Source organism: Komagataeibacter sp. FXV3 (genome assembly GCF_015155755.1).
GTDB lineage: Bacteria > Pseudomonadota > Alphaproteobacteria > Acetobacterales > Acetobacteraceae > Komagataeibacter.
The window spans coordinates 23,240-35,497 of the sequence record NZ_VWPI01000062.1 but is presented as its reverse complement, the minus strand read 5'-3'; the positions used below and the strand labels follow the sequence as shown (position 1 = coordinate 35,497).

At 59.6% G+C, this 12,258-nt stretch carries 13 protein-coding genes and 2 tRNA genes; 5 read left to right on the top strand and 10 right to left on the bottom strand.

Annotation, left to right across the window (positions count from 1 at the left end; all coding sequences use genetic code 11):
- Positions 1 to 170 precede the first annotated feature (170 nt).
- Positions 171 to 611: an energy transducer TonB gene (locus F1542_RS17435; RefSeq protein WP_346011817.1), complete on the top strand. Its 441-nt coding sequence runs from the start codon at positions 171 to 173 to the stop codon at positions 609 to 611.
- Between the two features lie 19 nt (positions 612 to 630).
- Here the strand turns inward: F1542_RS17435 and F1542_RS06340 are convergent, their stop codons facing one another.
- On the bottom strand, positions 631 to 1,770 hold the full coding sequence (locus F1542_RS06340) for a glycosyltransferase family 4 protein (RefSeq protein ID WP_193732299.1): 1,140 nt from the start codon (positions 1,768 to 1,770) through the stop codon (positions 631 to 633).
- A gap of 329 nt (positions 1,771 to 2,099) precedes the next feature.
- The gene (locus tag F1542_RS06335; protein WP_193732298.1) at positions 2,100 to 3,473 is read right to left on the bottom strand and encodes an NAD-dependent succinate-semialdehyde dehydrogenase; all 1,374 of its coding nucleotides are present in this window, start codon (positions 3,471 to 3,473) and stop codon (positions 2,100 to 2,102) included.
- Positions 3,474 to 3,895: 422 nt separating this feature from the next.
- Here F1542_RS06335 and F1542_RS06330 point away from each other — a divergent pair, with 422 nt between their 5' ends.
- Entirely contained in the window at positions 3,896 to 4,684 is a 789-nt protein-coding gene (locus F1542_RS06330) for an SDR family NAD(P)-dependent oxidoreductase (protein WP_193732297.1), read from the top strand.
- 181 nt (positions 4,685 to 4,865) lie between these two features.
- Here the strand turns inward: F1542_RS06330 and F1542_RS06325 are convergent, their stop codons facing one another.
- A complete protein-coding gene (locus tag F1542_RS06325) occupies positions 4,866 to 5,432 on the bottom strand; it encodes a hypothetical protein (protein WP_193732296.1) in 567 nt (188 codons plus the stop codon).
- 606 nt (positions 5,433 to 6,038) lie between these two features.
- Here F1542_RS06325 and F1542_RS06320 point away from each other — a divergent pair.
- Positions 6,039 to 6,638, top strand: a complete 600-nt coding sequence (locus F1542_RS06320) for a CatB-related O-acetyltransferase (RefSeq protein WP_193732301.1) — start codon at positions 6,039 to 6,041, stop codon at positions 6,636 to 6,638.
- A gap of 9 nt (positions 6,639 to 6,647) precedes the next feature.
- On the opposite strand, the gene F1542_RS17110 is transcribed toward F1542_RS06320, so the two are convergent.
- The 6 genes from F1542_RS17110 to F1542_RS06290 form a co-directional block, all read right to left on the bottom strand.
- Positions 6,648 to 6,971: a transposase gene (locus F1542_RS17110; protein ID WP_346011816.1), complete on the bottom strand. Its 324-nt coding sequence runs from the start codon at positions 6,969 to 6,971 to the stop codon at positions 6,648 to 6,650.
- A gap of 409 nt (positions 6,972 to 7,380) precedes the next feature.
- A tRNA-Arg gene (locus tag F1542_RS06310) sits at positions 7,381 to 7,457 on the bottom strand.
- Positions 7,458 to 7,484: 27 nt separating this feature from the next.
- Positions 7,485 to 7,790: an ETC complex I subunit gene (locus F1542_RS06305; protein WP_019086625.1), complete on the bottom strand. Its 306-nt coding sequence runs from the start codon at positions 7,788 to 7,790 to the stop codon at positions 7,485 to 7,487.
- A 22-nt stretch (positions 7,791 to 7,812) separates the two neighbouring features.
- Positions 7,813 to 7,889: transfer RNA gene (locus tag F1542_RS06300), tRNA-Pro, on the bottom strand.
- A gap of 146 nt (positions 7,890 to 8,035) precedes the next feature.
- On the bottom strand, positions 8,036 to 8,518 hold the full coding sequence (gpt, locus tag F1542_RS06295; RefSeq protein WP_019086624.1) for a xanthine phosphoribosyltransferase: 483 nt from the start codon (positions 8,516 to 8,518) through the stop codon (positions 8,036 to 8,038).
- Positions 8,518 to 8,889 carry a tRNA-binding protein gene (locus tag F1542_RS06290; RefSeq protein WP_193732295.1) on the bottom strand — a complete coding sequence of 124 codons (372 nt, stop codon included), beginning with the start codon at positions 8,887 to 8,889 and terminating at the stop codon, positions 8,518 to 8,520. Before F1542_RS06290 ends, gpt begins: the two co-directional genes overlap by 1 nt.
- 106 nt (positions 8,890 to 8,995) lie before the next feature.
- Between F1542_RS06290 and F1542_RS06285 the strand changes: the two genes are divergently transcribed.
- Both F1542_RS06285 and F1542_RS06280 read left to right on the top strand, forming a co-directional pair.
- Complete coding sequence (locus F1542_RS06285) at positions 8,996 to 10,243, top strand: MFS transporter (protein ID WP_193732294.1); 1,248 nt, start codon at positions 8,996 to 8,998, stop codon at positions 10,241 to 10,243.
- A 53-nt stretch (positions 10,244 to 10,296) separates the two neighbouring features.
- Positions 10,297 to 10,641, top strand: coding sequence for a DUF6911 family protein (locus F1542_RS06280; protein WP_193732293.1), 345 nt, complete (start codon positions 10,297 to 10,299; stop codon positions 10,639 to 10,641).
- A gap of 168 nt (positions 10,642 to 10,809) precedes the next feature.
- Here F1542_RS06280 and F1542_RS06275 read toward each other — a convergent pair whose 3' ends face one another.
- Positions 10,810 to 12,027: a cation:proton antiporter gene (locus F1542_RS06275; protein ID WP_193732292.1), complete on the bottom strand. Its 1,218-nt coding sequence runs from the start codon at positions 12,025 to 12,027 to the stop codon at positions 10,810 to 10,812.
- Positions 12,028 to 12,258: the final 231 nt, after the last annotated feature.

Here is a 12,258-nt window from a genome sequence, read left to right as displayed (position 1 = left end):
CACAGCCACAGCCACAGCCACAGCCACAGCCACAGCCACAGCCACAGCCACAGCCACAGCCACAGCCACAGCCACAGCCACAGCCACAGCCACAGCCACAGCCACAGCCACAGCCACAGCCACAGGCCCCGGCCATACCCCATGTGCAGGATGGGCAGGAAACGCAGGTCGTGCGCCATCCCCCCGCCAGCACACCCGTTTCACCGGCCCGGGCACCCGCCCATGCAACGGCCCCGCATGCTGTGGCTGCCCCTCCTGCTGCGTCGCCTGCGGGGCGGCAGGCAGATGCCGCCAGTATCCCGGCGGCGTCCGCACATACGCAACAGGCCGCAATGCCCGCGCGGCCTGCATCCGCGGTGCATTGCACACCACCGGCATGGCGCTATCCCCCCATGGCCCGGCACATGCATGAAGAAGGCGGTGCGATGGTGGATCTGGTCCTTGGCAGCCAAGGGCAGGTGGTGCAGGCGACCCTGCGCAGCAGTAGCGGTTATGATGATCTGGACCGCACCGCCATTGCCGCCGCGCGAAACGTACGCTGCACGGCGGACGGGGGCGCGCTGGACGGCACGCATCTCACGCTGCCGGTCATCTTTCACCTGAAGGGGTAAAGGACAGGTGAACCCCGGATTACCGGATGGGGGTCGGGTGGCTGGCACAGGCCCGCATGCTACCGACCCGTGCGGCAACCAGTTGTTCCGCCCGCCCCAGGACCACATCGGCCTGCGCCGTAATGGCGTTCAGGTCATAGGCCGATAAAACCTGCTGTCGCGCCGCCGCCCCCATCCGGGTGCAAAGCGTGGGGTTGTCGTACAACCGCAGCAGCAGGCTGGCGAGGCGTTCGGGGGTCGGGGGGGACAGGAACAGGCCGGTTTCGCCATCCCTTACGACATCAGCCATGGCGCCCACGGGCGTTACGATGGATGGCACGCCCGCCTGCATTGCTTCATGCAGGGCGATGCACAGCCCTTCGAACAGCGATGGCTGTACATAGCCATGCAATCCGGCGCAATATGTAAACGGGTCGGCCTGAAAACCTGACAGTGTTACATTGTCCAGTCCAAGCGCCGTGATCTGCGCCTGTAACTGCGGGGCAAGTGAGCCTTCGCCACCGATATCCAGGTGGATGCGGCATCGCGGCGCATGATCGCGCAGATAGGCCATGGTCTGGATCAGCAGCCCGTAATTTTTCTGGGCTTCCAGCCGGCCCAGCGTGCCCAGGCGGAATACGGCGTCATTCCCCGGTCCGGCCCAAGGCACGGCCTGGGGCATGTGGGCCTGCGCGGTGAACAGGGGCCATGTAATGACATCGCGTTCCGGCACATTCAGCTGCCGCGCCGTGCATTTTGCGACAAAGCGGGAATCCGCCACCCACAGATCCGTCAGCCGGTGCGTGGCGTGCAGGATCCGGCGGTTCCATGGACGCAGATAGGCATTGTGCTGCCAGCTGATCACGGGCCTGCGCAGTATGATGCCTGCCATCTGCCCATACAGGGTTGCGCGTGTCAGCGATGTCCAGATCAGGTCGGGTGCATGCCGCCGCACGGCGGCAAGCGTCGTGCGGAAAGATGCGAATTTGTCAGGATGGGGGGAGAGGACATCATGGACAATCCCCGCGTCTTTCAGCCAGGCCACCGCATTGCCCGCCTTGCGTGCCAGGGCGAGGACATGGACATCATGCCCGCGTCTGCGCATTTGCGCCACGATATCGGGCAGGGGACGCTCGGCACCGCCGCCATTCAGGCTGTTGATGATGTAGACAATACGCATGCAAATGATTTTGACACGCAAAAATAAAAAAATAACGCAGTTTATAATCGATGACACAATTTATGGCCGAATTGAAACAGGAAATGTTATTCCGTTACAAACGGATACTATATGGTCTATTATATATATTATGGCTTTTTAATGACGGATATGTGTAATCCGGTTGTTTCATAACTTTTCTGTGCAGGTCACATGTTCCAGCATTCGTAATGCCGGACCGGAGGTGTGTGATACCGGGGAAGCTAGGTGTCATCATGACGCCAGATGGGCGGGATGCATATAAAAACGCCCCCCATCATGCGACGGGGGGCGTGATCCGTGTGGCTGGATCAGGGGGTATGGACCAGTTTGCGGTTCAGGAATTCCTCGATGCCGAATTCCGAAAGCTCGCGGCCATAACCGGAGTTCTTGATCCCGCCAAAGGGCAGGTCGGGCGCCGTGCCGGTAATGTTGTTGATGAACACCATGCCCGTGTCGATCCGGGCTGCAACGCGGCGGCCGCGTTCCACATCACTGGTCTGGATCGACCCACCCAGGCCGTATGGCGAATCATTGGCCATGGCGATGGCTTCATCATCGCTCCCGACAGAATAGATGATGGCGACGGGACCAAAGATTTCCTCATAGAAAATGGGGTTGTCCTTGGTAACGCTGGTCAGGATCGCGGCCTTCATGAAAAAGCCTTCGCGGTCGATCTTCTTGCCACCCGTAACCAGTTCCGCCCCGTGGGACACGGCCTTTTCCACCTGGGACACGGCGCGTTCCATGGCGGCCTGGCTGCTCATCGGGCCGTGGGTGACGCCCTGTTCCATCGGGTCGCCGTACTGGAATTCGTTCACCGCCACCTTCAGGCGCGCCGTGAAGTCCTCAACCAGTGACTTGTGCACGATCATCCGCTTGGCCGCGGTGCAGACCTGACCGTTATTGGACATGCGCCCACGGATCGCCATGGGCACGGCCTTGTCCAGATCGGCATCATCCAGCACGATGAAGGCATCGGACCCGCCCAGTTCCATCGTGCTCTTCTTCAGCGCGCGCCCGGCCTGCGACGCCACGGCGCTGCCGGCGCGTTCGCTGCCGGTCAGGGCGACACCGCGCACTTCGGGGCGTTCGATCAGCTTTTCCGACTGGTCATTGGTAATGAACAGGTTGGTATAGGCCCCTTCAGGCGCGCCCGCTTCGCGGAACAGTTCCTCGAACGCGACGGCGCATTGCGGCACGCTTGGCGCGTGCTTGACCATCACGACATTGCCCGCCATCAGATTGGGGGCCGCGACGCGGGCCAACTGGTAGTAAGGGAAGTTCCACGGTTCCACGCAATAGATGATGCCCAGCGGTTCGCTGGTGACGGTTGCATGGCCCTGCGACACCGGCAGTTCACGTGGTGCAAGGAAGGTTTCCGCCTTTTGCGCGTAATAGGCCAGGATATCGGCCGAAAGCGCGATTTCCCCAATGGCTTCGGGCAGGATCTTGCCCATTTCAATGGAAATCAGGCGGGCATGCTTTTCCTTGTCCCGGCGCAGGATTTCCGCGGCCTTGAGCATGACGGCCTTGCGCTGTGCAATGGAACGGTGCCGCCAGTCGCTTTCCCACAACGTGTGGGCGGTGGACAGCTTCGCCAGCATTGTCTTGTCATCATGCAGGTCAAAGACCTTTTCCGTCTTGCCGGTGGCCGGATTGATGGTGCGATACGGACTGGTCATGTCGTCAGTGTCCTTATGTGGCTGCCTTGCGGGTCATGTTTTCATAACCGACAAAGGTTTGCGTTGTCTGAACGCATAAACGGGTTGGCAGGCTATGGGATGATCCCGGCTGGCGCGACCCGCTGCGGGAACGCTCTCCCTATCGTGACTATATCCTTGCGTATATTGTCAATGCATGCCGGGGACAGGCCAGGGACCCGCGCAGGGTACGGTTTCTCCCGTATCCAAGGCGGGGAAAGGCGATATGGCCGATGCGGTGCCCGCCTGTCATCACGCGGGTTTGAACAGGACGTGGCCCTGCCGGCAGTACGGGATGCGCTGCCGGTCCGTTCATGTCCCATCACGGCCCCGGGCCGGTTGTGCGCGGTACCGTCTGGTGTACGATGCCGCACGTTTTCAGATATCGCAGGAGGTGAAAGACCATGCACATTGACCTGACAGGCCGCACAGCCATTGTAACGGGATCAACCGGCGGCATCGGGATGGCCATTGCAAAGGGACTGGTCACCAGCGGGGCGCGGGTGGTGGTGAACGGGCGCAAGTCACCTGCGGTGGACCGGGCGGTGCGCGACCTGTCCGCCCTTGGAGCGGGAAAGGCGGAAGGCTTTACCGGCGACCTGGGCACGGCAGCGGGGTGTGCGGCGCTGGTGGCGGCCTATCCCTCCTGCGATATCCTGATCAATAACCTGGGGATTTTTGAACCAAAGGATTTTTTCGATACGCCGGATGAGGACTGGAGCCGTTTTTTTGAGGTCAACGTCATGTCCGGCGTGCGCCTGTCGCGTGCTTACCTGCCGGGCATGAAGGAGCGGAACTGGGGGCGGGTTGTTTTCGTATCTTCGGAATCCGCGCTGAATATCCCGGTCGAGATGATCCACTACGGTTTCAGCAAGACAGCGCAGCTTTCGGTGGCGCGCGGTCTGGCGGAACGGATGGCGGGAACGGGGGTTACGGTGAATTCCGTGCTGCCGGGACCCACACTATCCGAAGGTCTGGCGGACATGCTCAGGCCCGAACAGGAAAAAACAGGCAAGCCGTTGGAAGAAGTGGCGGCGGAATTCGTCATGGCGCACCGCCCTTCATCCATCATCCGCCGTGCGGCAACGGTGGAGGAAGTGGCGAATATGGTGGTCTATCTGTCATCGCCACAGGCTTCCGCCACCACCGGGGCGTCGGTGCGTGTCGATGGCGGGGTGCTCAGCACCATCTGAGGGCTGTAGCCTTTTCTATCCCGATTGTGGTGGCTGTCGCGTAAATCATAAAGAAGTTTTTGGTGAAGCTTTTTTCAAAAAGCTTCGAAGACCGCCGTCTTTAAAAAAAAGACGGCACCCAAAAACTTCCATTTATTTATCAGCCTGTTGGTGGAATCTGGAAAACGGGTCTTAGGCCAGGTTACTGGAACGGGCTGGCGGTATAGGACGGTGACGTCGTATAGCCCGCCGCCGGTACCGGCATGCTGGGCGCTGGATAGCTGGAGGGGTGGGTGTTCGGTGCGACATAGGTCGGGTTGGACAGTTTCTGTTCGGCGACAGAGGAATGCGCCGTAATGTTGCCCGTGCCCGTGCCCGGATTGATGCCGCCCTGGATATGGCCGCGGGCAGGCATGGTCGTTACCGCCGGGGCAGGACGGTCGGGCAGTATCCTGTCGGGATAGACCGCGCCAGTGCTGTCATAATCCGTTGCGTTATAGCGCCCCACGCAGTTCCTGCCGCGCTCGGCCGTATGGACGGCTTCCAGTTCACCCTTCAACTGGCTTGGCTGAATATATCGGGTGCGCGCCATATGCCCCGTATCGGCCGAGGCAAGGGCCTGGGTGTCCGTCTCATCCAGTTGGGCAAGCTGTGCGCAGTTCTGCCGCATGTAAGGTTCCGGGTTCACATATTGCGCATTGATTTCGGCCGGTCTGCTGGCGCATCCCGCAACAGCCAGAATGCCCAGGCACAGGATCGTTTTTTTCATGGTCTTCCTGTCATGTGATCAATGTCATTTCACTGTCTTGAATAAAGAACTGCATTCATGGGCAGTATTTTATGGTTGAATTGTTTGTGTATTCATTAATGAAATGATCGATATGGATGGGATTCCGGCATGATGGAAAAATAAACGATCATCCGAACGATCTGTCGTGACCAGTATTAATGGAAACTTTCCATAATCTGCCCAGATCGCATCCGTGACCATGAATATGCAACGCATCCCCGCCTGACGGGTTGCTGGCCGGATGCTGCTGCGTACCATGTCAAAAACGCAGGTGTCATTTGCCGGGGGGTGTTTTCAGGACAGCCCATAAAACATTCTGCAAATCCAGAATAAGTTTCTGGTGAAGCTGTTTTCAAAAAGCTTCGGGGAAGACTGCTGCATCGGGATATATAAAACCACAGGCCCTGCGGGATTCGAACCAGCGACCCACAGCTTGGCAGGCATCAGTATTTCCTTTTGAAAAAAGGAATATTTTGCATGTGTGCTGTCTGCATGCGTCTCGATCCGTTTGTGCGGGGCGAGGCGTTTGCATTTATCAATGAAAAGAGGATTCTGGCCAAACGTGGAAAAGGAAGGACGCTGTTTATGCACCAGGGCAAGAAGGTTTTCTCACTGCTTCTCCGCTACACCCATGCCTGCGAAATCGAACAATGGGGCTGGGAGATCGGGGAACATACATATGGTGCATCCGGATCTCCAATTGTTATAGAAGCCGAACATGCGACCCTTAAAATCGGGAAATACTGTTCGATTGCGCGTGAGGTGCTCATGATTCTCGGCAATCACCGTCCCGACACGATTACCACTTATCCTTTTAAGGCCCTGTCCAGTTTCTGGCCCGAGGCGACTGATGCGACAGATGATCACTCCACGAAGGGAGATATCGTCATCGGAAGCGATGTATGGATCGGCGCTCGGGCCAACGTCATGTCCGGCGTGACCATTGGATCCGGCGCAATCATTGCCACGGGGTCCGTCGTGACAAAGGACGTGCCACCTTATGCCATCGTCGGTGGCAATCCCGCACGAATTCTCAAATACCGCTTCCCCGAGAAGACGATTGAACGCCTGCTGGCAGTAGCGTGGTGGGAGTGGCCTGATGAAATCGTAAGGGAACGCCTGCCGCTGTTAATGAATGATGATATCGAAGGCTTCCTTCAGGCGTTTGAAGCGGAAGCATCCTAAGCTCAGGATTCATTTCTTGATGTAGAAGAGGAAGCTTGCTGCGATCTGGATTGCGGACATGAACGTATGAACACACCGGTCGTATCGGGTCGCAATACGTCGCCAGCCTTTCAGCTTTGCAAACATGTTTTCGATAAGGTGGCGCTTTTTATACAGGTGCCAGTTGCACGATGGCTTTGATTTCCGGTTCTTCACCGGTGGAATGCAGGCGGTAGTGTTCCGTTCGACAAGAGATCGTCTGATGCGGTTGCTGTCATAACTCCGATCCCCGATGATCTCTTCTGTTCCTTCCGGCAGGTCTGCCAGAAGAACCATCTGCCCCTTTGAAGTCACTGACCTGTCCAGCAGTCAGATACAGGCGGACAGGCCGATCCTGACCATCACACACGGCATGCAGCTTTGAGTTCAGTCCGTCTTTTGTACGTCCGATATGGTGGGGAAAAGCCCCTTTTTGAGCAGGGACGCTATTGTCCTATGTGCCTTGAAGTGTATCGCCTCAATCAGTGGCCACGGGATCGATTATTGCCAACGGATCATCGACACATACTTGCCGCGTCGCACTGAGGTCGCGATTGCGGGCATGCAATTGTGGGAACAGCATCAGGAGCGGGAGACCAGCAAGGTGGTCTCCATCGCTGCTACGCGGGGCCGTCCGGGGTAGGGCGAAACCGCAATGAGCCATAGTGCACTGCAAAATATCTGCAAAAGATGCAAAAATGAAAGCCGCTAAGTCATTGAAAAGTGGCGCGCCCTGCTGGATTCGAACCAGCGACCCACAGCTTAGAAGGCTGTTGCTCTATCCAACTGAGCTAAGGGCGCGTGGCCTGCACTTGTGCCAGATCAGGTCTAGTGCGTCCAGTTCTGGATCCGGTCATAACGGAAATTATCCGCATAGGCCTTGGGGCGACGAATGCGCGGGGTGGGGATTTCGATATCGAAGGCGATCCCTTCGCGCGTGGCATAGGCTACGGCGCTGTCCTGATCGGGAAACTGCAGGCGCAGTTGCGACGGGGTATCGGCGCTGCCGGTCCAGCCCATCAGGGTATCGATATGACGGGGGCGGTTCTGCCCGTAATCCAGTACCCATGTATGGGTTCCGGCCTGACCTGACTGGGTAGAGGGTTTTGACTGCCTGTAAATCCGGGCTCGCATTACGATCCGTACTCCCTGGATATGGTCGGGGCGCCCGGACTCGAACCGGGGGCCTCGTGTACCCAAAACACGCGCGCTACCAGGCTGCGCCACGCCCCGCGACCACGAGCGGGAACCTATGTGGCAACTGCTGTTCTGGCAAGCACATTCTTGCAAAAAAAATACCGCGCCCATCGTCCCTGCGGCAAGCAGTGTGGACGGGCGCGGCGAACAACAAGGCGTGTGATGGGCAGAAAGTGCCCCGATCAGGCCTTTTCGACCGATTTGCTGGCCAGCGGCGGAATGAACAGCGGCGCCGTATCCCACGGGAACAGTACCCATGTGTCCTGCGGGACCTCGACTACGAAAATATCCGTGATCGGGCGGCCGGCGGGCTTGGCGTACAGGCAGGCGAACACTGCCTTGGGCAGCATCTTGCGCACAAGCTGCGCCGTGACCCCCGAATCCACCAGGTCGTCAATGATCAGGAAGCCCTCGCCATCGCCCGCGGCGTCGGCATTCTTGACGACGGAGGGTTCGCCCATCTTTTCCTCGTCATAGGTCACGACGGAAATGGTGTCGATCAGGCGGCAGTCCAGTTCACGGGCGATGATCGCGGCGGGGATCATGCCGCCGCGCGTGATGGCCACGATTCCCCTGAAGGGGCCACGGGTCATCAGCGTGCTGGCCAGTTGGCGGGCATCGCGGTGCAGCTGGTCCCATGTTACGGTTGCGTAGCTTGTAGCCATCAGAAAAGTTTTCCTCCATCGGGGACACGGCCATCGGGTCGGATCAGGACGGCCTCTCCATTACTGTCGGGCATGCCCAGTGTCAGCACCTCGCTGCGCAGGGAACCGACCTGCCGGGGCGGGACATTGATCACCGCGCAGATCTGGCGGCCAACCAGCCGGGCCGGGACATAGCGGTGGTTGACCTGCACCACCGATGACCGGATCCCGATATGGGGGCCGAAATCAATGGTCAGCCGGAAGGTGTGCCGCGGCGTTTCGCGCACGGGGTGTGCATCCACCACCGTCCCGGCCCGGATATCAAGCCAGTCGCGGGTCGGTACGTCCCCCGCCGCGCCGGGCACGGCTGTATGCTCAACAGGGTCTGTCATGGAACAGCTTTTGCCCGTATCGGGGCCGATTTGCAAACAGGTGAACGTAATTTTTAGGGGCAGGACGTAGGATATTTCGCAGCGGTGCTGTTAGGGTGACGGCATCATGTCTTCCGCTCCCGTTCCACCGCCCCCGGTCGCCGTGCCCCTGCACCGTCACCCCGGACTGCCCGCGTTCCTTGCCGCCCGTACGGCTTCGTCCTTTTCCGCCTGCGTGCAGGCCGTCGCGGTGGGGTGGCAGATCTATGCCCTGACCCACAGCACGACGGCGCTGGCACTGGTGGGGCTGGCGCAGTTCCTGCCCATGGCGGGACTTCTGCTGCCGGCGGGGCATGCGGCGGACCACCTCGACCGTCGCATGATCGTGGTGACGTGCCAGTGTATCGAGGCCCTGTCCGCCCTGCTTATGGCCATCGGCGCACTGGGCGGGTGGACCACGCCGTGGATGATCTATGCCATGGTCATGGTGTTCGGCGCCGCCCGCGCGTTCGAAATGCCATGCCAGCAGACTTTCCTGCCGTCGCTCGTGCCCGTGCATGTGTTTCCACGTGCCGCGGCGGTGTCGTCCTCGCTGTTTCAGGCGGCGGCGGTGACGGGGCCGTCGGTGGGCGGGCTGCTGTACGGCGCGGGGGCAGGGGTGTGCTACCTTGTCTGCGCCATTGGCTTCGCCTGTGCGTGTGTTGGTACGTTATGTATCCGCCTGGTCTACACACCCCGGCCACGGGTGCCGCTTTCGCTGGCCACGTTTGTGGAGGTCGCGCACTTCATGCGCGCCCGGCCCGATATGCTGGGCGCGATCTCGCTGGACCTGTTCGCCGTGCTGCTGGGGGGAGCGACCGCCATGCTGCCGGTTTTCGCCAGTGATATCCTGCATGCCGGGCCGCTGGGGCTGGGGCTGTTGCGGGCCGCGCCGGCGATCGGGGCGGTGATGTGTTCCGTCATACTGGTGTGGCGGCCCCTCAACCGCCGGGCGGGGGCACGCATGTTCCTGTCCGTGGCGATCTTTGGCGTGGCGACGGTGGTCTTTGCCCTGTCGCGTTCCATGGCGGTATCCATCATCGCGCTGGCGGTGCTGGGGGCGGCCGATGTGGTCAGCGTGGTGGTGCGCGGCGCGCTGGTGCAGTTGCGCACGCCCGACAGCATGCGCGGGCGGGTTTCGGCGGTGAACATGCTGTTCATCGGGTCATCCAACCAGTTGGGCGAATTCGAAAGCGGGATGGTGGCCAGCCTGATCGGGCCGGTTGGCTCGGTCGCCCTGGGCGGGATCGGCACGCTGGCCATTACCATCGCGTGGATACGGATGTTTCCCGGGCTGTGGCGTCTTGACCGACTGGATGACATTACGCCGGAATGACCGGGGATAAAAGACGATGATCCTGTATTGGCAGGGAAAGGGGGAGGGCTGCCATGGGAAATCAGCAGCCCCTTCGCCCTTCGCCGGGTGACCTGCTGGACCTTCTGAACACGGCCTGCAGATATGACGGCATGGTCGGTCTGGATGATGTGGATACGTCATCCAGTCTGCAGTTGAGACGCGAACGGGAAATATGCCTGCTGACGCCTGGGTACGAAGAAAATGACGATTGCGATGTCAGGACAGTATATTCCGGCACGATAAAGCCCGAAATGATCCCTGTTCTGGAAGATCTGTATGATTCCAGAATGCTAACCAGGAATTTTCATCTGGCGCTGACAATATTCAGGTCGTTTTTTTTGAATGTCCGGGAGGGCGTAATGACGCAGTTATGCTGAACCGCATCCCGGACAATACCCTGTAATCCTTGTATTCATCTCTTGCACGGAGGTTGCGGGTTATGGTCATATGGCCTGCTTTACCTGGATGCCCGCCCGATCCGGTCCCTTGGGGACTGTCTGAAAGGCTATGGAGCAGTGCCCGGAAGGGTGTCTTTATTATTACAGTCACGCGCCATGACGGATGCGTGGGGCAAACAGCCGGAACAACGGGCCGGTCAGCGCGGTTGAAATGACTGCCAGCACCATGAGGGACGCAAAGGCGAAATCCGACAGCATGCCCTGCGCATGCAGGATGGTTGCGGCCACGATTTCCATCAGTCCCTTGCATTGCAGCAGGGCGCCCACCCCCAGTGCCTGCCGCCGCGTCAGTCCGGGCGCGGGCGGAAAGGCATAGACCGATCCCATCTTGGCCAGCACCGAAATGACCACCAGCATCAGCGACGCGAGGACCGAGGGCCACGTCAGCGCATCACCATTGATATGCAGCCCGCTATGGCCAAAGAACATCGGCGCCAGCCAGATCAGGGAAAACCGCCCGACCTGTTCCACCGGCAGGCGCACGACCCAGCGTGGCGGCATGAGCGCACCGGCAAAATACGCCCCGATCAGTTCATGCAGGCCCAGATGCATGCTGGCCCATGATCCTGCCGCCAGATAGACCGGCACCGCCGCCCAGATCACCAGCTGGGGCGGGTTGGGCATGTTGCGTGTCGCCCAGTTGCTGATGATGGCCAGGGCTACAAGCAGGACAACCGCCACCCCCTCCAGTCCGGTCCAGCCATGCAGCGCCGCAGGCCCGCGGGCCGCGAACTGCAGGATGACCAGCCCGATCCACAGCGCCGCGTCATCCACCACCGCCAGCTTGAGTGCAAGCTGCCCGATCGATCGCTGCAGCGGTGGCAGTTCACGCACGATGCCGATCAGCACCGGCAGGGCGCTGACCGCAATGCACAGACCGATGGCCAGTGACCCGATCAGCCGGCCGACATGCGGCGGATGCCATCCATGCAGGGGCAGGAAAAAATAATAGACCAGAAAGGAGCCGATGACGAACGGTCCCCCCAGCGCCACCAGCGCACCACCCAGCAGGCGACCCAGAGGGGGCGGGGGAATGGTATGGGCTGATGCATTGGCATCGGGGGGCTGCCACATTTCCAGCCCGGCGGTAAAGGCCAGCACCAGCACGGCCAGCCAGCCGATATTGTCACCATAAACGGATGGGATGCCGATTTCATGCACCGGCGCATGCATGACCGCCAGCACGATCCCGAGCAGGATTGGCAGGACAACAATCGGAATTGCCCTATGTGCCAGTCGCCATGCCGCCCATGGGAAAATAACAAACAGGGCAGCATCAAGAACAAGCGCCGTAGTGTTCGACAATCTCAAACCTTTCCCATATATAATATGAATAGGTTATATGTAAAAAATTAAAATTGGAACTTTTATTTTTCTTAATGTCCGGAAATATATGCCCTGCTGGTCAGGGCAATCCTGTTTTGTCATTCCGTGCCTGACTATGCCTGTAAAAAGGCAACAGTTCTTGTCGCGACGGCCGGAAGCCCGCCACGATACAGCGCAAGTATATGGAAACGCCGGTATGGTCTGGCGGTT